Here is a 21,870-nt window from a genome sequence, read left to right as displayed (position 1 = left end):
TCGTCGGACCGGTCCAGACCCGGCGAGCGGGGTTCTCCACCGACTTGTCCACAGGACTGTCCACAGTGGGGATAGTTACAGCCGTGTAAGTGCGAACGCCTGTTCGAGAGGGCCGGAGTCGCGGGTGCCTAGCGCCAGCGGGTCGTCATGAGGAACCCGATGAACATGATCCCGAAGCCGATCAGGATGTTCCACGAGCCGAGCGAGCCGATCGGCAGGGCGCTCTGGCTCACGTAGAAGACGACGATCCAGGCGAGGCCGATCAGCATGAAGCCGAACATGACCGGCTTGAACCACACCGGGTTCGGGGCGTCGGCCGCGGGGCGCGCCTCGGCGGAGCGGTCCGCGCGGGCGCGGGCGGGCTTCGAGGTGGGGTTCTTGTCTGCAGCCATGGCGCACATCCTAGCGTGGCGGCCCTGACGGGCCCCTCGGCCGGCCGGGACCTCGTCCACAGGCTCCTGCGAGTAGCCGCCGACACCCCAGGCGCCGCCGTTAGGATCGACCCCATGACCGTCGACGCGCGCATCGCCCCCGCCGACGGCCGTCGTCCCCGGCGACGGCGTCGCCCCGTGTCGTTCGTCGGCGTGCTGGGCGAGCTCCTCATCACCGCCGGCGTCCTGGTGCTGCTCTTCATCGCGTGGCAGCAGTGGTTCAACGACCTGGTCGTGGCGGGCGAGCACCGGGACCAGGCGTCGCAGCTCTCGCAGCAGCTCGAGCGCCAGGCGCAGGAGGCGCCTCCCGCCACCGCGGACGAGGCCGGCGACCCCCCGGTCACCGCCGCCCCCGCCGAGGCCGAGCAGTTCGGGAACCTGTACGTGCCGCGTTTCGGCGCCGACTACGCCGTGCCGATCGCGGGCGGCACGAGCACGGTCCGCACCCTGAACAAGATCGGCATCGGGCACTACGACGACACGCAGATGCCCGGCGAGGTCGGCAACTTCGGGATCGCGGCGCACCGGACGACCTACGGCGCCCCCTTCAACAAGGTCGCCGACCTGCGTCCGGGCGACGAGCTCTACGTCCAGACGGCCGACGGCTGGTACACCTACACCTTCCGCAACCTCCAGTACGTGCAGGCGACCCAGGTCTCGGTGCTGCAGCCCGTGCCCGACTCGCCCGACGTGTCCGCCGCCTCCGGGGAGCGCCTCATCACCCTCACCAGCTGCAACCCCATGTTCACCGCCCAGGAGCGCATCGTCGCCTACGGCGTCTTCGACTCGTGGCAGCCGCTCTCGGACGGCCCGCCCGCCGCCCTGGCCGCGGCCGGGATCGGGGGCTGACCGTGTACGGCGCCCTCTGGCGCGTGCTCCCGGGCCCCTGGTGGCTGCGGCTCCTGGTGGTGCTCGTGCTGCTGGCCGCCGTGCTGTTCGCCCTGGTCGAGTGGGTCTTCCCGCTCGTGAACGAGATCGTCCCCGCCCCCGACGTCACCGTGGAGGAACAATGACGCGCATCCTGGTCGTCGACAACTACGACAGCTTCGTCTACACGCTGAACGGCTACCTGCAGCAGCTCGGGGCCGAGACCGACGTCGTCCGCAACGACGCCTTCGGCCGCGACGAGATCGCCGGTCGCATCGCCGAGTACGACGCCGTGCTGCTCTCGCCCGGCCCGGGCACGCCGGCGGCGGCGGGCGTCTCTGTCGACGTCGTGCACGCCGCCCTCGCCGTCGACAAGCCGCTGCTCGGCGTCTGCCTGGGCCACCAGGCCATCGCCGAGGCCCTCGGCGCCACCGTCACCCACGCGGAGGAACTCATGCACGGCAAGACGTCGCGCGTCGAGCACGACGACAGCGCCTTCTACGCCGACGTGCCCCAGCCCTTCACGGCCACCCGGTACCACTCGCTGGCTGTCGTCGACGAGACGGTGCCGGGCGACCTCGAGGTCACGTCCCGCACCTCCGGCGGGGTGATCATGGGCCTGCAGCACCGTTCCGCGCCGCTCTACGGCGTGCAGTTCCACCCGGAGTCCGTGCTCACCCAGGGCGGATACCAGATGATCGGCAACTGGCTCGGCGTCGCCGGCCTGCCGGAGGCGGCGGTCACCGCGCGCTCCCTGAGCCCGCTGGTCGACCTGAGCTGACGGCGGCCCCGCGGCGTCGGCGATCGGGCCCGCGAGCGTCAGCAGCGGTGGTTCAGCCTGCGCTGCACACGCCGAGGGTGATCTCCGAGCCCTGCGGCTGGTCGCCCGGCGGCAGGGACTGGGCGGACACGCTGCCGCCGGAGCAGCCGGGGTCGACGTACGACTTGACCGTCAGGCCGAGCTGGTCGCCGAGGACGGAGACTGCCTGCTCGAACGACTGGCGGGTCACGTCGGGCACGTTCACCTTGCCGTTGCTGACGACGAGGTCGACGGTCGTCCCCTCGGGCACATCGCTGGCGGCCGCCGGCGTCGACTCGAGCACGGCGTTCTCGGGGACGTCGGGAGAGTAGTCGGAGGTCTGCTGCCCCTGGACGAGCCCCGCCGCGGTGATCGCCGCCCAGGCTGCGTCGAGCTGTTGGCCGTCCACGGAGGGCATGGCGACCGTGACGGGGCCCGACGAGACCGTCACGGCGACGGCGGAGTTCTTGAGCACGGCCGTGCCCGCCTCCGGGTCGGTGGAGATGACGAGGCCCTCGTCGACGGTGTCGCTCGGGGCGTCGGTCCGCGTCACCGTGAGGTCGAGGTCGCCCAGCTGAGCGGCGACGTCGTCGTAGGTGCTGCCCGCGACCACGGGGATGGTCGAGGTCTGGGCGTTGTCGATCTGGGGCGGCTGGAGGTTCACCACCCAGAACACCACGGCCACGATCACGATGCCGACGAGCACGATGCCCGCCCAGATCCAGGCGACCGGGGGTCGTGTCTGGGTCCGCTGGGGTCGGTCGTTGTCGTCGGAGGAGAGCTCTTTGAGCGCCGCCTCGCTGCCGACCCGGCTGTGCGGGTCGACGCCGAACAGCGTCGAGCCGGCCTCGGGCGCGGCCCGGCGTCGCTCGGGCGCGCGCCCCTCGCCGGCGGCGTGGACGTCGGCCCGGAAGTCCGCGGCCGTCTGGAAGCGCTCGAAGCGGTCCTTCGCGAGGGCACGGAGCACCACGGCGTCCAGGGCCGGGGAGACCGCGGGCGCCACGGTGCTCGGGGGCACGGGTGCTTCGCTGACGTGCTGGTAGGCGACCGCCACGGGGGAGTCGCCGCGGAACGGCGCCCGACCGGTGAGCAGCTCGAAGAGCAGGACGCCGGTCGAGTAGAGGTCGGAGCGGGCGTCGACCGTCTCGCCCCGTGCCTGCTCGGGGCTGAAGTACTGGGCCGTGCCGAGGATGGTCGTCGTCTGCGCGACCGTGGCGGAGGAGTCGGAGATGGCGCGGGCGATGCCGAAGTCCATGACCTTGACCTGGCCGGAGTGCGTGATCATGACGTTGCCGGGCTTGATGTCGCGGTGCACGACGCCCGCCCGGTGCGAGTACTCGAGGGCGGTCAGGATGCCCTCGGTGATGCGCACGGCCTCGGTCGGGTCCATCGGGCCCTCGCGGACGACATCCTTGAGGAGCCGCCCCTCGACGTACTCCATGACGATGAAGGGGACCTGCACCTCGTGGCCGCTGCGGTCGCGCGTCGACTCCTCGCCGGCGTCGAAGACGCGGACGATGGTGGGGTGCGCCATGCGGGCCGCGGCCTGCGCCTCCTGGCGGAAGCGGGTGCGGAACGCGGGGTCGGTGGCGAGCGACGGCTTCATCAGCTTGATCGCCACGCGGCGGCCGAGCCGCGCGTCGGTGCCGACGTGGACGTCGGCCATCCCGCCCCGGCCGATCAGCTCGCCGATCTGGTACCGGTTGGCGAGGAGGTGGATGCCCTCTCTCACGCCTTCAGCCACGCGCCAGTCTCCCCTCTGGGACCCCGCTGCCTGCGCGACCCTTCCGAACCGGACCCAGTGTATCCGGGCGTCGACCCCCGGACGGGGCCGTCGCCTACGCCAGAGGGATGATTGTCAGCGCTTCGTGACGCCCCGGGACGCGACGGAGGCCGCCACCGTCGTGACGGTCGCGGCCTCTCTGTGGCTCTTTCAGGCGCTCGGGCTGATGCCGGTGCCCGGCTCGTCAGGGTCAGTGCCCGGAGAAGCCTCGTCAGCCGTGACGGCGACCGTCACGCCGGCCGAGGGAGCCGAGCTCAGCTGGCCGCACACCGCGACGTACTGCACGGTCATGTTGCCGGGCGTCGCCGACTTCACGGAGACGCTCGTGACGTTGGTGCCGAGCTGGCCCGTGGTCTGGCCTGCCGTGTCCGAGCCGCCCGTGACCGAGTAGGTGTACCCGGTCAGCGTGTAGCCCACGGGGCAGTTGCCGTACGCCTGCCACGAGATGGTCACGGTCTGCTGGCCGTCCCCCTTAACGGTGGTCGCGGAGGCCGTCGGCGCCGTCGGCTGCGGGGGCGTCGGTGCCGCCCGGTAGATGGACATCGTCACCGTGGCGCCGATGGGCACGTTGCCGCTGCGGTCGAGGCCCGCCACGGTGCCGACCCTCGCCTCGTCGGGAGCGGCGGTCGTCGCGTCGACGGACAGGACGTCGAGGCCCAGGTCGCCGAGGCGCGCGCGGGCGTCGTCCTCGGCGAGGCCGATGTAGGCGTTCTCGTCGACGGCGACCGTCGTGGGGCTCGGCTCGGGCTCCGGCGTCGTGGTCGACGGGGACGGCGCGGGGGCCGACGACGACGGCGTGGTCGGGGCCGGCGCCGGACCGTCCGAGTTCACGGCGAAGGCGATGAGGGCACCGACACCGGCCAGGACGATCACGCCCAGCACGATGAGGGGCCAGAACCACGGGCTGCGCGGCTTCTTCTCGTCGTCCGGCTCGTCGCCCTCGCCGCGCTGGGCCTCGGGGTCGGCGGCGCCGGGCGTCCAGGCGGCGGCGCCCGGCTGCTGGCGCGTGCTGCCGGTGGGGTCGTAGAGCTGGGTGGTGGCGTCCTGTGCGCTGAAGGCCTGGGTCGCGGCGTCGCCTGCCCCGGCGGCGGCCATGCCGATCATCGGGACCGCGACGGTCGCCGCGGCCACGTCGCCGCGACGCAGGGCCCGAGCGGCCTGGGCGAGCGCGGAGGCGCTGGCGGGGCGGTCGGCCGGCTTCTTGGCGATGCAGGAGAGCACGAGGCGACGCACGGGCTCGGACACCGTCGAGGGCAGGTCCGGCGGCTGCTCGTTGATCTGCGCCATCGCGATGGCGACCTGCGACTCGCCCGTGAACGGACGTCGGCCGGCCAGTGCCTCGTACGCCACGATGCCGAGCGAGTAGATGTCGGTGCTCGGCGACGCGGGGTGCCCGCTCGCCTGCTCGGGCGACAGGTACTGCACGGTGCCCATGACCTGGCCGGTGGCGGTGAGCGGCACCTGGTCGGCGATGCGCGCGATGCCGAAGTCGGTGATCTTGACGCGGCCGTCGGGCGTGACGAGCAGGTTGCCCGGCTTGATGTCGCGGTGCACGAGGCCCGCGGCGTGGGCAGCCTGCAGGGCGGACGCGGTCTGCGCGACGATGTCGAGCACCTTGTCGGTGGGCAGCACCCGGTCGCGCTCGAGCACGGTCGACATGGCCTCGCCGGGGACGAGCTCCATCACGAGGTAGGCGCTGCCCTCCTCCTCGCCGTAGTCGAAGACGTTCGCGATGCCCTCGTGGTTGACGAGGGCGGCGTGCCGTGCCTCGGCGCGGAAGCGCTCGAGGAAGCCGGGGTCGCCGAGGTACTCGTCCTTGAGGATCTTGATCGCGACCGTGCGGCCGATGACCAGGTCCGTGGCTTCCCAGACCTCGCCCATGCCGCCGATGGCGACGCGGGTCGACAACTGGTATCGCCCACCGAAGGTGATTCCGCCGGAAGGTCTCATTTGTTCAGCACCGCCTCTAGTACTTTCTTCGCGATTGGTGACGCGACACTGTTCCCGAACGCGGACTGTCCGAGTCCGCCGCCGTTCTCGACGACCACCGAGATGGCCACTTCTGGGTCCGCCGCCGGCGCGAAGCCGGTGAACCACAACGTGTAGGGGTCGCCTGGGCCGTTCTCGGCCGTTCCCGTCTTGCCCGCGACGTCGACACCAGCGATTCTCGCACCGCTGGCGGCGCCGTCCGCGACGTCCTGCACCATCATGTCGGTCATCGTCTGAGCCGTCGCCGTGCTGACGGGCTTCCCGTACTCGCTGGGCGAGAAGTCCTCCACAGGGCTGAGGTCGGGGTTGAGGACGCTCTCGATCAGCGTCGGGTCCATGAGCGTGCCGCCGTTGGCGATCGCGGACGAGACCATGGCCATCTGGAGCGGCGTGACCCGGTCCGAGCCCTGGCCGAACGACTGCAGCATGAGCGTGGCGTCGTCGATCGGCTCTCCGTCGCGCTCGACCGGGAAACGGCTCGGCGTCACGGCCTGGGGGATGTCGATCGAGTCGTCGCCGAAGCCGAACGCCGCGGCCTGGTCGGCCATGGCGTCGGCGCCGAGCGCCTGTCCGAGCTGGGCCATGGGGATGTTGCACGACAGGCGGAGGGCGGTGGCGATGGTGGCCGTCTCGCCGCCTCCGCAGCTGCCGCCCTCGGCGTTGTTGATGCTGAAGGTGGATCCGGGCAGCTGCAGGGTCGCGGGGTTCGGGAACTCGCTGTCGGGCGTGTAGTCGCCGCTCTCGAGGGCCGCGGCGACCGTGACGAGCTTGAAGGTGGAGCCGGGGGCGTAGAGGTCGCCCTGGATGGCCCTGTTCTGCAGCGGGTCGGACGGGTCGGCGACGAGGGCGTCGTACGAGCTCTTGACCGCGGCGGGGTCGTGCGACGCCAGCGGGTTGGGGTCGTAGCTCTGCTTCGACACCATGGCGAGGATCTTGCCCGTCGCCGGGTCCATGGCGACGACCGAGCCCGAGTTGTCGCCGAGCGCGTCGTACGCCGCCTGCTGCACCGCGGGGTCGAGCGTGAGGTTGACCGTGGCGCCCTCCGGGTCCTGTCCGGTGAGCAGCGAGTTGATCTGGTCGAAGAACTGCGAGTTCGCGTTGCCGGTCAGCTGCTGGTTCATGGCGTCCTCGACGCCGCGCGAGCCCTGGCCGAGCGTGTAGTAGCCCGTCACGGGGGCGTAGAGCTCGGGCTGCGGGTAGGTCCGCTGGAACTCGTAGACGTCGTCGACGGGCACCGACTGCGCCACGGGCTGGCCGCCCACGAGGATCGGGCCGCGCTGGGCCGAGTAGCTCGCCAGCAGCGATCGGTAGTTGCGCCCGTCGGCCCGCAGGGTGTCGGCCTGGATCGTCGTGATGTACGAGCTCGAGATGAAGAGCGCCACGAACATGGCGAGCACCACGAAGCTCACGCGCTTGAGTTCTTTGTTCATCAGCCGATCACCAGCCTCGGTTGGTCGCGGACGGAGTCGGACAGCCGCAGCAGGAGCGCCACGATGATCCAGTTCGCCACGAGGGAGGAGCCGCCCGCGGCCATGAAGGGAGCCGTCAGCCCGGTCAGGGGGATCACCCGCGTGACGCCGCCCATCACGACGAACACCTGCAGGGCGATGACGAAGGCGATGCCGACGCCGAGCATCCGCCCGAAGTCGTCCTGGCCGACGAAGCCGATGCGGAAGCCGCGGGAGACCAGCAGCAGGTAGAGCGCCAGGATCGCGAAGATCCCGGCCAGGCCGAGCTCCTCGCCGAGCGAGGCGAAGATGTAGTCGCTCTCGGCGAGGGGCGTCGTCTGCGGACGGCCCTGGCCGAGCCCGGTGCCGACGAGGCCGCCGTTCGCGAAGCCGAACAGGCCCGTCACGAGCTGGAACGAGCCGCCGTCCGCCGTGTACTCGGCAGGGTCGAACGGGTTCAGCCAGGCCCGGAAGCGCCCCTGGACGTACCCGAGGAACGTGCTGGCGACGATGGCGCCCCCGAGGAACATCGTGAGGCCCAGCACGATCCAGCTGCCGCGGCCCGTGCCGATGTAGATCATGACCAGGAACAGGCCGAAGTACAGCAGCGAGGTGCCGAGGTCGCGCTGGAAGATGAGCACGCCCATGGCGACCACCCACACGATGAGGATCGGCCCGAGGTCGCGCGCGCGCGGGAACCGCATGCCGAGGATCTTGGGCCCCATCAGCGAGAGGTTGTCCCGGGCGGTGACCAGGTACCCCGCGAAGAAGATCGCCAGCGTGATCTTCGCGATCTCGCCCGGCTGGAACGAGAACGGGCCGATGTCGATCCAGACGCGCGCGTTCAGCCCCTCACGGCCGAGACCGGGGATCAAGGGGAGCAGGAGCAGGGCGATGGAGACGAACATCGCGATGTAGCGGTACCGCGAGAGCACCCGGTAGTTGCGGACCACGATCAGCGCGACGAGCGCGATCGTCATGGCCATGACCGTCCACGCGATCTGCTTGATGCCGAAGGCGGCCCAGCCCTCGCGCCCGTAGGCGAGGTCGATGCGGTAGATCATCGAGATGCCGATGCCGTTGAGCGTCAGAGCGATCGGCAGGAGGAACGGGTCGGCCTCGCGGGCGACGACCCGGAGCACGAGGTGGAAGATCAGCCCGAGGCCGAGCACGGCGGAGCCGGCCACCAGCACGGAGGCGTCGATCGCCCCGGTCGCGCCGAGCTGCACGAGCACGATGGCCCCGGCGCAGATGCCGGCCGCGACGACGAGCAGCAGCAGCTCGAGGTTCCGCAGCTTCGCGGGCTGGCGCAGCCGCAGCGTGATCGCCTGCGTCAGGTTCTGGGCCTGCCCGGGGCCACCGGCCGAGGCGCCGGAGGAGCGGGCGGGTCCGCGGGACGCCCCCGCGCCTCCTGCGGGACGGCCGATCAGCTCGGTGGAGGCCTCGTCGGACCGCTGGTCATCGAGCGACGGCATCGGCCAGCCTCTCGACGATGGCGCGGGCGTCGCCGAGCGAGTCCGCGTTGATCGTGTCCTCGACGGTCTGCTGCGTGTAGTTCGGCAGGTCGTCCACCCGGACGTCGGTGACCTCGTGCACCTCGCTCAGGGTGATCGGGCCGAGCGTCTGCTGGACGCCCTTGTAGATCACGACCGTGCCGTTCCGCTCGCCGACGTAGTAGTGGTCCTGGGTCCACTGGTAGGCGAGGAACAGGCCCGCGACGAGGGCGCCGACGGCGACGACGAGCGCCACCAGCCAGGTGACGCGACGACGGCGACGCCGACGTCTGTCCTCTGCGATGAGCTCGGCGAGGTACTCGTCGGACTCGGGCTCGAAGTGGCTGTCCTCCGGGGTCGACGCGACCTTGAGGGGGTGCAGCAGGATCGTCGGCAGGCGCAGCGACTTGCGACCGGCCTCGCCCTCGAAGGTGAGCGGGGCCGAGGCCGAGCCGACCGTGACCGGGGGCTCGACGGACGAGTCGCCGGTGTCGTCGACGTCGACGACCACCACCGTCACGTTGTCGGGGGCGCCGTGGTCGAGGGTCTCCTTGACGAGGCGGCGCGTGGTCTGGTCGGCGTCGAGGCCGGCGGCGAGGGCCTTCTTGATGCGGTCCTCGGCGAGGTAGCTGCTCAGTCCGTCGGAGCAGATGAGCCAGCGGTCGCCCGGCTGGGTGCCGATGATGGCCGTGTCGATCTCGGGGGCCGCGTCGACGTCGCCGAGGACGCGCATCAGGACGCTCCTGCGGGGGTGGACCGCCGCCTCCTCGGCCGTGATCCGGCCGCTGTCGACGAGCCGCTGGACGAAGGTGTGGTCGGCGGTGATCTGGCTCAGCTCGCCGTCGCGCCACAGGTAGATGCGGGAGTCGCCGATGTGGGCGATCGTCATGCTGTCGCCGACGCGGAGCAGCGCGCTCACGGTCGTGCCCATGCCGGTGAGCTCCTGGTGCTCGAAGACCGTCTCGGCGAGCAGCTGGTTGGCCGCGATCAGCGACGACTGCAGCGCGAACTCCGCGTCGCCCGGCGACGTGTACTGCTTGTCGGTCTCGCGGATGCGGCGGATGGCGATGGCCGAGGCGACGTCGCCGCCGGCGTGGCCGCCCATGCCGTCCGCGACGACGAACAGCTGCTGACCGGCGTAGCCGCTGTCCTGGTTGTTGGACCGGATCTTGCCCACGTTGGACAGGGCGGCACTCTTGGGCGTCGTCATCGGGCGGCTACCGTCGCAGCTCGAAGCTCGTCTGCCCGATCGTCACCGTGGCGCCCGTCGGCACCGGAGTGGGGACGGTGACGCGCTCGTCCGCGAGGAACGTCCCGTTCGTGCTGTCCAGGTCCTGCACGACCCAGCGTCCGTTCCAGAGCATCAGCCGGGCGTGGTGCGTGGAGGTGTAGTCGTCGCGGATGACCAGGTTGCTCTCCTGCGACCGACCGATCGTGAGGGGGCCGTCGCCGAGCGGCATCTCGAGACCCGCCTTGGCGCCCTTCGTGATGACGAGGCGCGTCGCGGCCCCGTCGGACGAGGGGGCGGCAGGCGGGCGCTGCTGCGCGGGCGCCGGCGTGGACACGGGCCGGGGCGCAGGAGGCGCGGCGGCGGCCGACGAGGCCCGTCCCGGCTGCTGGTCGGTCGGCATCTTGCGCGCCCGCTGCCCGAAGAGGTCGGACCGCAGGGCGAAGACGACGGCGAAGACGAAGAGCCACAGCACGGCCAGGAAGGCGAAGCGCAGGGCGAAGAGGGTCAGCTCACTGGTCACCAGGATCCCCCTCGGACGTCGGGCCCGTCGAAGGGGTCGGGCGTCGATGACTGGGGGAGCACCCGGAACACGATACGCGTACGACCGATCTCGATGACCGAGTCGGGCTGCAGGGCCGCCTTCGAGAGCGGTGCGCCGTTCAGCTTCGAGCCGTTCGTGGAGCCCAGGTCGCGAGCCTGCGCGCGCTGGCCGTCCCAGAGGATCTCGACGTGCTTGCGGCTCGTGCCCGTGTCCTGCACGGTGATGTCCGCGTCGCTGCCCCGGCCGATGACGGTGCGCTGGCCGGTGATCGCGTGGCGCGTCCCGTCGACGTCGACGAACGGGCGCCACTTCACGTCGCCCTGCACGTTGCGCGAGTCGACGGCGAGGATGCCGACGCTCAGCGCCTCGTCCTCCCGGAGCTGGACCCGGAGCGGCCCGGCGAACTGGTAGCCCTGTGCCGTCGCGTGACGCTGCGTGAGCTGCGTGAGCTCGTCGATCAGGGCCGGTCCCACGGAGGCCATCGCCTCGTGGTCGGCCGGGGACAGCCGGACCAGGAGCTCGTTCGGCACGAGGATGCGGTCACGGGAGACCACGGCCGCCTTCGTGTCGAGCTCGCGCCGCAGCGCGCTCGTGATCTCGAGGGGCTGCACGCTCGAACGGAACGTCTTGGCGAAGGCGCCGTTCACGGCGCGCTCCAGCCCGCGTTCGAAGTTGTCGAGCAGTCCCATGGGTCTCCAGGTTCGGGGGTCGCTGGTCGCCCGATCTTAGCCGGACGGCGTGGACGGCCCCCGCAGGTGCTCTGACGGGGCGCTCGGACATGATAATGTTCTCGAGTTCGCGCGAGTGGCGGAATTGGCAGACGCGCTGGCTTCAGGTGCCAGTGCTCGAAAGGGCGTGGGGGTTCAAGTCCCCCCTCGCGCACGAACGAAAAGGCCCTCCTCTGGAGGGCCTTTTCCATTCGCGGTGTCTTCTGTCGCGCCGCCGCCACGTCGCGAAGATGGCTCACCCCTGCGGGTGGGCCATTTCCTTCGTGTTCGTCAGGCTGCGCCGCCGGGCGTGCGGCGCGACGACGAAGGGCCCTCCGGTGGAGGGCCCTTCTCGGTCGGTCCGTGAGCGGGTCACGGGCGCGGACGTGCCTCAGATGCCGTCGACGGCTGCCTTGGCGCGCTGCATGGCGGTCTGGGCCGACTCGTCGTTCGACTGCAGGGACGTGCGGAGGGTGTTGATGATCGTGCGCACCTCGGTCGCGACGCGGTTCCAGCGCTGCTCCTTGGTGGCGTACTCCTCGCTCGAGCCGTCGGCCTGGTAGTCGGCCATCGCCGTCTTGACGTCGGCGTCGCGCTGCGTGATGAGCGCCTCGAGCCGACCGGCGACGGCGTTGAAGTTGTCCTGGGCGTTGCCCGAGGCCGCGAGGTCGTAGTCGCGGCGGTCCGTTGCGTTGGCCATCTGTCTGCTCCCCTCGCCTTATGCCTGCGTGCCGAAACGGGCCGACTCGAAGCCGGCGCCCGCCTGGGCCGACGAGGTCTCGTCGGCGATCTGCTGCTCCCCCTCGAGGAACGCGCGGTTCTGGCCCGTGATGCCGGTGAGCACCGACGACAGGGCCGCGTTGAGCTCGACGGAGATGCCGTCGACCTCGTTCTTGAAGCGGTCGAAGGCCGCTCGTCCGGCGCCGTTGAAGCGCCCCTCGAGCGGCTCGGCGGCGTCGGCCAGCTGGCGGACCAGGGCGCCGAGGTCGTCGCCGGCCCCGCTCGTCTTCTGGCTCAGCTGCGTGAGTGTCTCGCTCCCCATGGCGAACTTCATCATCGTCTCCTCGTGCGTCTCGAACTGGTGGTCGACATATGAGGAAACCACGAGGACGACCCCTCCGCCACCCGTCGGAGGGGTACATCTCGTGCGCCGAGGAGGACGGACAGATCGGTCTGCTCCCCCCTTCGGCCGTGACCGACCCGCGCAGCTCGTGATCCGTTAGATTGAGGCGGTTCGGCGGTCGAGGGGACCTCGCCGGGCGCGCCGCCGGTCGCGGCGGGCGGCACGGCTGGTCCCGGGGACGAGAGGCGGCGCCGATGGGTGCTCTGGTGGGCGCGCGGAGCTGCGGTCGGTGCGGGGCCCCGCTCGCCACAGGCGGCTCGTGGTGCTCCTCCTGCGGCGTCCGCATCGTCCCGGCCGCGCCCGGCAGCGCCATCGGCACCTACTCGGGCCTGCTCGCCGGCGTGCAGCCCGCTGCTCCCTCGCGACGTCGCGCCGCCGTCGCGCTCGACTGGGGCGTGCCCCTCGCGCTGCTGGCCGTGCTCGTCCTCGGGGTCGTGACGGGCGCCTCCTCGGCTGCTCCCGGCGCCGCCCTCGTGCCCCTGCCCGTCGAGGTCGCCGTCGCCGTCGCCGCCGTGGCGCTCGTCGTGGTCGACGTCGCCGCGTTCGTCACCCGAGGCCGTTCGCTCGGCCGACTCGCCCTCTCCCTCCGCACCGTCGACGACCTCACCGGGCGACCGCCCGCGGTGCTCCGCGTCGACCGTCGCGGGAGGTTCTCGATCCGCCGACAGACCGTGACCGTCGACCTGCGGCGCGGGCGCGACCCGCTCACGTCGTCGGCGCCGGTGGTCCGGCGTCCCGTGCTCGCGCCTCCCGGAGCCGGCATCGGTGCCGGTCCCGTGCGGCAGCACGACGCTGCCGACCCGGCCTGGCGCCCCGACGAGGCCACGCTCGGGCGGACCGGCTCGGGACGGGCGACCCAGGGCGACGCCGTCGTCGTGCTGGTGCTCGACAGCGGCGAACGGCTCGAGCTCGAGACGTCGTTGTTGATCGGCCGCGCGCCCGTCGTCCGCGACGGCGACGACCACCCCGTGTTCGCCTGGGCCGACCTCGGGCGGAGCCTCACCAAGACCCACGCCCTGCTCGAGTGGCAGGGCCCCGTGCTCTGGGTGACCGACCTCGGCTCGACCAACGGGTCGTCGCTCGTCGCGCCCGACGGCACGCGGCAGCCGCTCGTGCCGGGGCTCCGCGGCCCGGCCGCCGTGGGGTACACGATCGAGCTCGGCGAGCGGACGGTCGTGGTGCAGCCGTCCGGCGTCGTCGACGACCGCCGCCTCGCCGCAGGGGCGCCCACCCGGGCCGCCGCGTCCGTCGGCGCCGGCGCGCACGCGGCCCCCGGGGAAGGAGCGTCCCGTGAGCGGTGACCGCGACGTCGTCCTGCTCGAGACCGTCAAGACCCACCGGTCACGACTCGTCTCGGCCCTGCTCTTCGGCGAGCTAGAGGAGCGCCGGCCCGTCGTCGACAACGTGCGCCGCCTCGTGGTGAGCCTCGTCGTCGCCGCCGTCGCCTGCGCGGGCTGTGCCGGCACCTCGTTCGTGCTCTCGGTCCTCGCGGACCAGCGCGAGGCCCAGGCGCAGCAGCAGCTCGAGCAGCAGCAGCGGTTCGGCAGCACGGGAGGTGCGACGACGTCGCCGACGCCGGCCGACACCGCCCCCGCCGACATCGTCCGGACCGACGGTCCCGACCCCAGCCAGATCCCGACCACGGAGCCCCGATGACCGACTACACCCGTCTGACCATCGTCGGGTCCACGCGGCGCGCCGATCTCGTCGTGCCCGCCGACGAGCCGATCGGCGGCCTCGTGCCCCGGCTCATGGAGCTGCTCGGCGAGGTGCCCGGCGCGGTGTCGCGCCCGCTCGCCCTCGTGCGCTCGACGGGCGAGCAGCTCGACTCGTCGCTGTCGGCGGCGGAGCAGCGCGTGGTGGACGGCGAGCTGCTGCGTCTGCTGCGCGAGGACGCCGCCCCGCCGCCTCCCGAGGTCGCCGACGTCACCGACGTGCTCGCCGAGTCGCTCGCCTCGCGACCGGGACTCTGGACCCGTCGTTCGAGGACGGCCACCGCGGCCGTCACGATCGGTGCGCTCTCCGGGGTGCTCTCGCTGGTCGCCGTGCGGCTCGACGAGGTCGAGCCGCTCGGGTCGCTCGGCGGCGCCTGGCTGTTCGCCGTCGCCGTCGCGATCGTCGCGGGCCGGTTCCGCGGCCGCTGGCTCTCGGTCGCCGCGACCGCCGTCGCGCTCGGCACCTCGGTGCCGTTGGCCGCGACGATCGTCGCGAGCGGCACCTCCGGCCTGCTCGTGCCCGCCGTGGACCTGCCGCTCGTCGCGCTGGTGCTGGTCTGGGCGGCCCTCGCCCTCGGGGTCGGAGCGGGCCTCGGCCACCGGTCGGCGTGGTGGGCGGGCGTGCTCGGCACGGTGCTCGCCGCGACCCCGGTCGTGCTGCGGCTGCTCGGCGTCGACGACGCCGGGGCCGTCGGGACGGGGGCCGTGCTGACCGTCGTCGTCTGCGGACTGCTGCCCTGGTACGCGATGAGCGCCTCCGGCCTGACCGGGCTCGACGACCAGGTCGTCGACGGTCGACGGGGGCGGCGCGACGAGGTGCTCGTCACCGTCTCGGAGGCGTACCGCACGCTCACCTGGGCGACGTTCGCGGTCGCCGGACCGATCGCCGTGACGACCGTGGCCCTCGTCGGTGCCGACGACCTCTGGCAGGTCGGGCTCGGCGTCGCCGTGGTGCTCGTCGTCGCGGCCCGCACCCGCGCCCTGCCCGTGGCCGTGCAGGGCTGGGCGCTCTGGGCCGCGGCCCTCGTCGGCCTCGCCGGCGGCGTGCTCGTGCAGGCCCTCGCCCCCACGTGGCTGCTCGTCGTCGTGCTCGCGGCCGGCGTGGTCGTGGCCGTCGTCGCGGGCGGCGTCGACCCGGTCGCCCACCAGCGCGCCTCGCTCCGCCGGTTCGGCAACACGGTCGAGGCCCTCGGCGTCGTCGCGCTGCTGCCCGTCCTCGTGGGCGTGTTCGGCGTGTACGGCGAGCTCCTGGCGGCCTTCTCGTGACCGCCTTCGACGCGTTCGTCCGGTCGGCGCCGCTCGCCCTGCTGGGCAGCGTGTCGGCGCGGGTGCACGAGCTCAGCACCGTCGACGAGGTGCTGCGGAGGCCCCTCCCGGTGTCGCGGCGCATCGGCGTCGTGCAGACGCGGGGCGGCGCGGGCGCCAGCTCGACCGCCGGCTACGTCGCGTCCTTGCTCGCCCGTCGTCGCCCCGGGCTCGTGCTCGGGGTCGACGCGTCCCGTGGGCCGCGCGGCATGCTCTGGCACGCCGGGGCGCCCACGGGCGGGGGCTCGGCGCACCGGGGCCGTCGACGCGGCGCCACGAGCTCGGCGGAGGCGGTCGACGGCCTGGCCCGGACCCCGTCCGGACTGTGGGCCCTCGACCTCGACCCGCGGGACGAGTCGCGCGCCGTCGCGTCCGCCGAGACCTGGTTCGACGAGGTGACGCCCGTCAGCCGGTTCTTCGAGCTCGTCGTCACCGACTGGGGCGTCCGCGACTGGCGGGCCGACCTGGCGGACGTCGTCTCGGCCAGCCGCACGGTCTGCATCGTCGCCCGCGCCGACCGGCACTCGGCCGAGGAGGCGGCGGCCCTCGTGCCCGCGATCAAGGACCACCCCGACCGGCCCGACGTCGTGATCGCGCTCGTCGACGTGGGGGCGGCCGGGCGGGCGGCCCCGACGACGGTGGGCGACGACCCGACCGTGCCCGTCGTCCACGTGCCCTACGACGCCCGGCGCGGAGCGGCCCGTCCCGTGGGCAGCGCCGCCCTCGGCACGCGGACCCGCATCGCGTACGCGCGGCTGGCCGCGGCGCTCATGCCCGCGGCCGGCTCGTCGGCAGCAGCAGGGTCGGCCGCGTCGCCGCGGGCGGAGGCGTCGTCCGCCCGGGACGCCGTGCGGGGCCGCGACCCGCAGGCCACCGCCGGGCGCGACCCCGAGCGCCGCAGCGGGCGCCGGTCAGCCGGGTCGACCACCGCCACGCGGAGCCAGGAGGCACGGCGATGACCGTCAAGCTCGTCCACCGTCCGACCCGGATCACCCGGCCGGTGAAGCCGGCCGAGCACCAGGACGTCACGCCGCCGCCCCAGCTGGCCGACGGCAAGGTCGGCGGCGTTCCCGTGCAGGCGCTGCTGCCCGTGGTCGGGGCGCTCTCGTCCGTCGTGATGATCGTCGTCTACCGCGGCAGCTCCAACCCGCTGTTCCTGCTCGTGGGCGGCGTGCTGCTGCTCGTCGCCCTGATCGGCGGCCTGGCGGTCACCCTCAGCCAGCGCGGCAACGCCGTGCGGCAGCGCCGGGTGCAGCGTGAGCGCTACCTCGACTTCCTCGAGCGGCTGCGCGCCGCCATGCGGACCAAGGGCCGGGCCGTGCGCGCGACGGCGGCCGTGCTCGACCCCGAGCCCGCAGCGCTGCTCGAGCTCGTCCGCGACCCCGCACGGCTCTGGGAGCGCCGCCGTCAGCACGACGACTTCCTCTCCGTCCGGATCGGCGAGGGCGACCTGGCCTGGTTCCCGATGTCCGTCCCCGACGACCCCGACCCCGTCCAGCCGTTCGACCCGATCATGGTGAGCGAGGCCCAGTCGGTCGTCGACCACCTCTCGACGGTGCGCGGCATGCCGATCACCGTCGACCTCGACCGTGCCGGCTCGGTCGCCGTGCTCGGCGACCGCGAGTCCGCCCTGCGCGTCGCGCGCTCGATGATCCTGCAGCTGGCCGCCCTGCACTCGCCCGACGACGTGCACATCGCCGCGGCCTTCCCCGAGAGCGCTGCCGCCGACTGGAAGGGCGTCGACCTGCTGCCCCACGCCGTGGTCGACTCGCTCTTCGACGGGCCGGTGCCGGCGCGCCGCGTCGCGCCCAGCGCCTCCTCGTTGCTCTCGGTGATCGGCGGCGAGCTGGGCGACAGGGCGCAGGAGGCGGCGACCACGAAGCGCTCGATCGGCACGACCGCGCGCACCGACGGCTCCCGGCTGGTCGTCTTCGTCGACGACTGGGGCCACGTCGCCTCGAGCATCCCCGTGCCCGACGCCGACCTGTCGCTGACCGACCTCGGCGTCACCACGGTCCACCTGCTCAGCGACCGCCTGCACGAGCCGTCGGACGTGACGCTCCGCATCACGGTCGAGGGCGAGGAGGCGGTCGTCACCGACGCGCGGGTCGAGGACGACGGCCAGGTGCGCGTGCAGCGGGCCGTCGTCGACACCACGACCCCCCAGCTCTTCGAGGCCGTCGCCCGCACGCTCACGCCGCTGCGCCTCAGCCTCAGCCGCCAGGACGAGGTCGACTCCGCCCGCTCGATCAGCGTCACCGAGCTGCTCGGCATCGACGACGTCACCACGCTGACCCCCGCGACGGCGTGGACGCCGCGCTCGCCGCGGGACTTCCTGCGGGTGCCGATCGGGCTCGACGACTTCGGCGCGCCCGTGCTGCTCGACCTCAAGGAGTCGGCGCAGCTCGGCATGGGCCCGCACGGCATCTGCATCGGCGCGACCGGCTCGGGCAAGAGCGAGCTGCTGCGCACGCTCGTGCTGGGGCTCGCCCTGTCGCACCCCCCGGAGGACCTCAGCATGGTGCTCGTCGACTACAAGGGAGGGGCGGCCTTCGCGCCCTTCCAGGGCCTCCCGCACGTCGCGGGACTGATCGACAACCTCGCCGACGACGCCCAGCTGACCGAGCGTGCCCGGGTCAGCATCCAGGGCGAGGTCGTCCGGCGCCAGGAGCAGCTCCGCGACGCGGGCGGGGCCGCCTCGATCAGCCACTACCGCGAGATGCGGGCCGAGCGGCCGGAGCTGCCGCCGATGCCGCACCTCTTCGTCGTCATCGACGAGTTCGGCGAGCTGCTCACCGCCGAGCCCGAGTTCGTCGACCTGCTGCTGACGATCGGTCGCATCGGCCGGTCGATCGGCGTGCACCTGCTGCTCTCCAGCCAGCGCATCGAGGCTGGCAAGCTGCGCGGACTCGACACCTACCTCTCGTACCGGATCGGCCTCCGCACCTTCTCCGAGGCCGAGAGCTCGATCGTGCTCGACCGGCCCGACGCGTTCCACCTGCCCGCCGTGCCGGGCTACGGGTTCCTCAAGGTCGACACGTCGGTGTACCGGCGCTTCCGCGCGGGCTTCGTCTCGGGTCCCCTCCCCTCGGAGGCGGCACGCGCCCTGTCGACGGAGGACGTGCGTCCCGTGCCCCTGCTGCTGCCGACCTACAACGGCATCGCGTCGTCCGACGACGACCAGGGCGAGGAGGAGCTGAGCCGGCCCGACGTCGGGCGTGCGGTCATCGACGAGGCCGTCGACCGCCTCATGGCCGGCGGACCGGCGGTCGACCCCGTCTGGCTGCCGCCGCTGCCCGACCGGCTCGCCCTCTCGCGGGTCGTCGGCGAGCCCGGCGCGGGCGGGCTGCGCGTGCCCGTCGGGCTGCTCGACGACCCCGTGCGCCAGCGTCAGGACCCCTGGCTCCTCGACCTCTCCCGGGCCGGCGGGCACGTCGCCGTGATCGGCGCCCCGCAGACCGGCCGCAGCACGTTCCTGCGCACGGTCGTCGCCTCCCTCGCCCTCACGCACACCCCCCGCGAGGTCACCGTCTACGGCATGGACCTGACGGGCGGCGGGCTCGCGCGGATCGAGGGGTTCCCGCACGTGGGAGGCGTCGCGACGCGGGCCAGCAAGGACCGCCTCCTCCGGCTGCTCGAGGAGCTCGCCGCGATGCTCGTGGTGCGCGAGCGCGTGTTCCGCGACCACGGCATCGACTCCCTCGCCATGCTGCGTCGCCTGCACGCGGCGGGCGAGGTGCCCGAGCTGATCTCGGCCGACGTCGTGCTCGTCGTCGACGGCACGGGCGCGCTGCGGAACGACTTCGCCGAGCTCGAGACGCCCTTCGGCGACCTGCTGCAGCGCGGCGGCGGCTACGGCCTGCACGTCGTGCTCGGCATGACCCGCTGGAACGAGCTGCGGATGGCGCAGCAGCCGCTCGTCGGGACGCGGGTCGAGCTGCGCCTGAACGACCCTGCCGACTCGGTCATCGGCCGGAAGCTCGCCCAGACGATCCGCTCCGACCAGCCCGGCCGCGCGCTGACGGACGACCACCTGTTCGCCCAGGTCGCCCTCCCGGTGCTCGACGACACGGACGACGACGACCTCGGGGCGGCCCTGGAGGCCCTCGCGCGCCGCTCGGCGACGAGCTGGAACGGACCGGCCGCCGCGCCGATCCGCCTCCTCCCGACGGAGCTCTCGCCCGACGAGCTGCCGGACGTCCACGACGAGCCCGTCGCGGTGCCCTTCGGCCTGCGGCAGGACACGATGCAGCCCGTGCTGCTCGATCCTGCGCTCGAGCAGCACCTGCTCGTGTTCGGCGACTCCCGCTCGGGCAAGTCCACCGTGCTGCGCGGGCTGGTGCGCGGCTTCGTCGAGCGCGCCTCGCCGGACGAGCTCGTCGTCGCCCTGATGGACCTCCGCGGCGACCTCGTCTCGGAGGTGCCCGACGACTACCTGGGCGGACACGCCTCGACCTCGACGGACGCCAGGGCGCTCGCCACGGCCGTCGCGGGCGAGCTCGCGGCGCGGCAGGCGGGGGACCGGGCGGCGGGGCCGCGCATCGTCGTGGTGGTCGACGACTACGACATCGTCGCGTCCGGCGGCACCGAGCCGCTGCGTCCCCTGCTCCCGTTCCTGCCGTCGGCTCGGGACCTGCGGCTGCACGTGCTGCTCAGCCGGCCCGTCGCCGGGGCCTCGCGCGCGCTCTACGACTCCGCGCTGCAGACGCTCCGCGACACGGGCGGGTCGTCGCTGGTGATGTCCGGCGAGCGGAGCGAGGGGCAGATCCTGCCGCAGGTCTACGCGGAGCAGATGACCGCGGGGCGCGGCCGGCTCGTCCGCCGGGGGCAGTCTCCCCGCATCGTGCAGGTGGCCGACTTCCGGCCTGCCGGGCCTCCTGGTGCGGGCGGGCCTGCCGGTGCGGGCGAGTCCTCCGCGTCCGGGACGGCGTCGTGAGCGCCGTCGCCGGCAGCCGTCGCGTCGTCGTCGCGGGCGTGGCGGGGGGCGTGGGCACCACCACCGTCACGGCCCTGCTCTTCACGACGCTCTCCGGCGACTCGTCGCCCCGGCTCGTCGACCACTCGGGAGGCGACCTGGGCGCACGCCTGACCGGAGGGGACGACGCGGGCCGCGTGGACCGGTCGCTGTCGCTGCACGACCTCGGGGCGCACGCCGACGGGGCCCTGATCGACCTGCTGGCCGAGCCCGACGTGTTCGGCGTCGTCGTCGGGCCGACCACCGAGGCCGGCACGGCCGACGTCCGCCGCGTGCTCGAGAAGGTGCGCGAGCGCCACGGCAGCGGCGGGCTGCGGCGCATCCTCGTGGTCGTCGTGGGGACCTTCGGCCAGCACTCGACCGCGCGTGCCGAGGAGGCGCTCCAGAACGAGTTCGGCCGGCGGTCGCTCGTGGTCGTCCCGCGCGACCCGGCGCTCGCCGCGGGCGGTCGGGTGCCGCTCAACCGCGTGAACGCCGAGTCGCGCCGTGCTCAGGGCACCCTGGCCTCGTACCTGCGCGAGCGGCTCGTGAGCCACGCGGGCGCGACCACGACCGCTCCGCCCCCGGTCGCCCCGGGCTCCTCGCCTCCGGTGTCGCCCGGCGGCGTGCCGGGCGAGGCGCCCGCTGGTCCGGCGGGGGGCCCGGTGGACGGTCCGGGCCTCAGCCCACCGGCTCGATGAGCCTCGGCCCGGTGTTCCGCACCGAGCCGACGTCGCGCGTGACCTCGTGGTGCACGAGGTCGTGGGCCACCTCGAAGGAGGCGCGGTCGAGCAGCGAGAGCAGCTCGCCCGTGTCGAGGTGGTCGCCCAGCCAGTCGTCGTAGGCGTCGGGCGTGAGACAGGACGGCATCCGGTCGTGGACCTCGCCGGGCGCGACGTGGGCGTCGCGGGTGATGATCGACATCGAGAGCACCCACCGCGTCGGGTCGTCCTCGTCCTTGGCGGGGTCGGGCCAGGCGCTCATCACGCCGGCCATCGCGAGGCCGGCGTCCGGCTGGTGCACGAAGTGCGGCTGCTTGCCCGTCTCGGTGACGACCCACTCGTAGTACCCGAGGGCAGGCACGATGCAGCGTGCCTGCGCGAACGGCCGGCGGAACATCCCGCTCGTCGCGACGGTCTCGACGCGGGCGTTGATCGGCTGGGGCCGTTTCTTCAGGTCGGGGTACCACGAGGGCGTCAGCCCCCAGCGCGCCTGGGCGAGCTCACGGCCGCCGTGGCGCGTGCGCACCACGGGCACCGTCGTCGTCGGGGCGACGTTGAAGTCGTCCGGCAGGGTGCCGAGGCCGGCGAGCAGGTCGGGCATCAGGTCGGACGTGGCCTTCGCGATGACGTAGCGGCCGCACATGGCGTCAGTCTGCTCCCGTCGGGACGTCGGGGGAAGAGGCCGGACCACGACCCGTGGCCGACGGGGCGTCCGACGGTTCCCCTCAGGGGCACCCGCGTGGTTCACTGTGGCCACGCTCG

Annotated in this window: 20 protein-coding genes and 1 tRNA gene; 10 read left to right on the top strand and 11 right to left on the bottom strand. The window is 73.1% G+C overall.

What is annotated here, in order from left to right; genetic code table 11:
* Positions 1 to 128: 128 nt before the first annotated feature.
* Complete coding sequence (locus ITJ48_RS14405) at positions 129 to 392, bottom strand: cell division protein CrgA (RefSeq protein ID WP_123547410.1); 264 nt, start codon at positions 390 to 392, stop codon at positions 129 to 131.
* Between the two features lie 114 nt (positions 393 to 506).
* Between ITJ48_RS14405 and ITJ48_RS14400 the strand changes: the two genes are divergently transcribed.
* Genes ITJ48_RS14400 through ITJ48_RS14390 form a run of 3 tightly spaced genes read left to right on the top strand, consistent with a single transcriptional unit; the run spans position 507 to position 2,079 of the window.
* Positions 507 to 1,280: a class E sortase gene (locus ITJ48_RS14400; RefSeq protein WP_194614167.1), complete on the top strand. Its 774-nt coding sequence runs from the start codon at positions 507 to 509 to the stop codon at positions 1,278 to 1,280.
* A gap of 2 nt (positions 1,281 to 1,282) precedes the next feature.
* Complete coding sequence (locus ITJ48_RS14395; protein WP_194614166.1) at positions 1,283 to 1,444, top strand: hypothetical protein; 162 nt, start codon at positions 1,283 to 1,285, stop codon at positions 1,442 to 1,444.
* Entirely contained in the window at positions 1,441 to 2,079 is a 639-nt protein-coding gene (locus ITJ48_RS14390) for an aminodeoxychorismate/anthranilate synthase component II (RefSeq protein ID WP_123547412.1), read from the top strand. Before ITJ48_RS14395 ends, ITJ48_RS14390 begins: the two co-directional genes overlap by 4 nt.
* Before the next feature lie 52 nt (positions 2,080 to 2,131).
* Here ITJ48_RS14390 and pknB read toward each other — a convergent pair whose 3' ends face one another.
* The 7 genes from pknB to ITJ48_RS14355 form a co-directional block, all read right to left on the bottom strand.
* A complete protein-coding gene (gene pknB / locus ITJ48_RS14385) occupies positions 2,132 to 3,841 on the bottom strand; it encodes a Stk1 family PASTA domain-containing Ser/Thr kinase (protein ID WP_194614165.1) in 1,710 nt (569 codons plus the stop codon).
* A 189-nt stretch (positions 3,842 to 4,030) separates the two neighbouring features.
* Entirely contained in the window at positions 4,031 to 5,830 is a 1,800-nt protein-coding gene (locus ITJ48_RS14380) for a protein kinase (protein ID WP_194614164.1), read from the bottom strand.
* Positions 5,827 to 7,299, bottom strand: a complete 1,473-nt coding sequence (locus ITJ48_RS14375) for a penicillin-binding protein 2 (protein WP_123547415.1) — start codon at positions 7,297 to 7,299, stop codon at positions 5,827 to 5,829. Before ITJ48_RS14375 ends, ITJ48_RS14380 begins: the two co-directional genes overlap by 4 nt.
* Entirely contained in the window at positions 7,299 to 8,792 is a 1,494-nt protein-coding gene (locus ITJ48_RS14370) for an FtsW/RodA/SpoVE family cell cycle protein (RefSeq protein WP_194614163.1), read from the bottom strand. Before ITJ48_RS14370 ends, ITJ48_RS14375 begins: the two co-directional genes overlap by 1 nt.
* Positions 8,776 to 10,020: a PP2C family serine/threonine-protein phosphatase gene (locus tag ITJ48_RS14365; protein WP_123547417.1), complete on the bottom strand. Its 1,245-nt coding sequence runs from the start codon at positions 10,018 to 10,020 to the stop codon at positions 8,776 to 8,778. Before ITJ48_RS14365 ends, ITJ48_RS14370 begins: the two co-directional genes overlap by 17 nt.
* 7 nt (positions 10,021 to 10,027) lie before the next feature.
* Positions 10,028 to 10,561 (bottom strand): FHA domain-containing protein, encoded by a 534-nt coding sequence (locus ITJ48_RS14360; RefSeq protein WP_370544942.1) that lies wholly within the window; start codon positions 10,559 to 10,561, stop codon positions 10,028 to 10,030.
* Positions 10,558 to 11,271, bottom strand: coding sequence for a DUF3662 and FHA domain-containing protein (locus ITJ48_RS14355; RefSeq protein ID WP_123547418.1), 714 nt, complete (start codon positions 11,269 to 11,271; stop codon positions 10,558 to 10,560). The genes ITJ48_RS14360 and ITJ48_RS14355 overlap by 4 nt, the downstream gene beginning before the upstream one ends.
* Before the next feature lie 109 nt (positions 11,272 to 11,380).
* Here ITJ48_RS14355 and ITJ48_RS14350 point away from each other — a divergent pair.
* Positions 11,381 to 11,464: transfer RNA gene (locus ITJ48_RS14350), tRNA-Leu, on the top strand.
* A 216-nt stretch (positions 11,465 to 11,680) separates the two neighbouring features.
* Here ITJ48_RS14350 and ITJ48_RS14345 read toward each other — a convergent pair.
* Together ITJ48_RS14345 and ITJ48_RS14340 are read right to left on the bottom strand one after the other, a co-directional pair.
* Complete coding sequence (locus ITJ48_RS14345; RefSeq protein WP_194614162.1) at positions 11,681 to 11,989, bottom strand: pore-forming ESAT-6 family protein; 309 nt, start codon at positions 11,987 to 11,989, stop codon at positions 11,681 to 11,683.
* 18 nt (positions 11,990 to 12,007) lie between these two features.
* Positions 12,008 to 12,394 carry a hypothetical protein gene (locus tag ITJ48_RS14340; protein ID WP_314100643.1) on the bottom strand — a complete coding sequence of 129 codons (387 nt, stop codon included), beginning with the start codon at positions 12,392 to 12,394 and terminating at the stop codon, positions 12,008 to 12,010.
* 212 nt (positions 12,395 to 12,606) lie between these two features.
* On the opposite strand from ITJ48_RS14340, the gene ITJ48_RS14335 reads away from it, so the two are divergent.
* The 6 genes from ITJ48_RS14335 to ITJ48_RS14310 are packed head-to-tail and all read left to right on the top strand — an operon-like array spanning position 12,607 to position 21,087.
* The gene (locus ITJ48_RS14335) at positions 12,607 to 13,713 is read left to right on the top strand and encodes an FHA domain-containing protein (protein ID WP_194614161.1); all 1,107 of its coding nucleotides are present in this window, start codon (positions 12,607 to 12,609) and stop codon (positions 13,711 to 13,713) included.
* Positions 13,703 to 14,068: a hypothetical protein gene (locus ITJ48_RS14330; RefSeq protein ID WP_194614160.1), complete on the top strand. Its 366-nt coding sequence runs from the start codon at positions 13,703 to 13,705 to the stop codon at positions 14,066 to 14,068. The genes ITJ48_RS14335 and ITJ48_RS14330 overlap by 11 nt, the downstream gene beginning before the upstream one ends.
* On the top strand, positions 14,065 to 15,393 hold the full coding sequence (locus ITJ48_RS14325) for an EsaB/YukD family protein (protein ID WP_194614159.1): 1,329 nt from the start codon (positions 14,065 to 14,067) through the stop codon (positions 15,391 to 15,393). The genes ITJ48_RS14330 and ITJ48_RS14325 overlap by 4 nt, the downstream gene beginning before the upstream one ends.
* Positions 15,390 to 16,391, top strand: coding sequence for a hypothetical protein (locus tag ITJ48_RS14320; protein ID WP_194614158.1), 1,002 nt, complete (start codon positions 15,390 to 15,392; stop codon positions 16,389 to 16,391). The genes ITJ48_RS14325 and ITJ48_RS14320 overlap by 4 nt, the downstream gene beginning before the upstream one ends.
* A complete protein-coding gene (gene eccCa, locus ITJ48_RS14315; protein WP_194614157.1) occupies positions 16,388 to 20,368 on the top strand; it encodes a type VII secretion protein EccCa in 3,981 nt (1,326 codons plus the stop codon). The genes ITJ48_RS14320 and eccCa overlap by 4 nt, the downstream gene beginning before the upstream one ends.
* The gene (locus ITJ48_RS14310; protein ID WP_194614156.1) at positions 20,365 to 21,087 is read left to right on the top strand and encodes a hypothetical protein; all 723 of its coding nucleotides are present in this window, start codon (positions 20,365 to 20,367) and stop codon (positions 21,085 to 21,087) included. Before eccCa ends, ITJ48_RS14310 begins: the two co-directional genes overlap by 4 nt.
* On the opposite strand, the gene ITJ48_RS14305 is transcribed toward ITJ48_RS14310, so the two are convergent.
* Positions 21,068 to 21,751, bottom strand: a complete 684-nt coding sequence (locus ITJ48_RS14305) for an SOS response-associated peptidase (protein ID WP_194614155.1) — start codon at positions 21,749 to 21,751, stop codon at positions 21,068 to 21,070. The genes ITJ48_RS14310 and ITJ48_RS14305 overlap by 20 nt on opposite strands.
* Positions 21,752 to 21,870 lie beyond the last annotated feature (119 nt).

It is taken from the genome of Frigoribacterium sp. VKM Ac-2530 (assembly GCF_015350835.1).
GTDB lineage: Bacteria > Actinomycetota > Actinomycetes > Actinomycetales > Microbacteriaceae > Frigoribacterium.
Note: the sequence above shows the minus strand (reverse complement) of the source record. Positions and strands in the feature narration are given on the sequence as shown.

Bases quoted from the DNA above. Each gene is read 5' to 3' on its own strand.
- ITJ48_RS14325 (WP_194614159.1), top strand. From the start codon at position 14,065: ATGACCGACTACACCCGTCTGACCATCGTCGGGTCCACGCGGCGCGCC.
- ITJ48_RS14390 (WP_123547412.1), top strand. From the start codon at position 1,441: ATGACGCGCATCCTGGTCGTCGACAACTACGACAGCTTCGTCTACACG.
- ITJ48_RS14355 (WP_123547418.1), bottom strand. From the start codon at position 11,271: ATGGGACTGCTCGACAACTTCGAACGCGGGCTGGAGCGCGCCGTGAAC.
- ITJ48_RS14380 (WP_194614164.1), bottom strand. From the start codon at position 5,830: ATGAGACCTTCCGGCGGAATCACCTTCGGTGGGCGATACCAGTTGTCG.
- ITJ48_RS14370 (WP_194614163.1), bottom strand. From the start codon at position 8,792: ATGCCGTCGCTCGATGACCAGCGGTCCGACGAGGCCTCCACCGAGCTG.
- ITJ48_RS14405 (WP_123547410.1), bottom strand. From the start codon at position 392: ATGGCTGCAGACAAGAACCCCACCTCGAAGCCCGCCCGCGCCCGCGCG.
- eccCa (WP_194614157.1), top strand. From the start codon at position 16,388: ATGACCGTCAAGCTCGTCCACCGTCCGACCCGGATCACCCGGCCGGTG.
- ITJ48_RS14305 (WP_194614155.1), bottom strand. From the start codon at position 21,751: ATGTGCGGCCGCTACGTCATCGCGAAGGCCACGTCCGACCTGATGCCC.
- ITJ48_RS14400 (WP_194614167.1), top strand. From the start codon at position 507: ATGACCGTCGACGCGCGCATCGCCCCCGCCGACGGCCGTCGTCCCCGG.
- ITJ48_RS14345 (WP_194614162.1), bottom strand. From the start codon at position 11,989: ATGGCCAACGCAACGGACCGCCGCGACTACGACCTCGCGGCCTCGGGC.
- ITJ48_RS14335 (WP_194614161.1), top strand. From the start codon at position 12,607: ATGGGTGCTCTGGTGGGCGCGCGGAGCTGCGGTCGGTGCGGGGCCCCG.
- ITJ48_RS14365 (WP_123547417.1), bottom strand. From the start codon at position 10,020: ATGACGACGCCCAAGAGTGCCGCCCTGTCCAACGTGGGCAAGATCCGG.
- ITJ48_RS14375 (WP_123547415.1), bottom strand. From the start codon at position 7,299: ATGAACAAAGAACTCAAGCGCGTGAGCTTCGTGGTGCTCGCCATGTTC.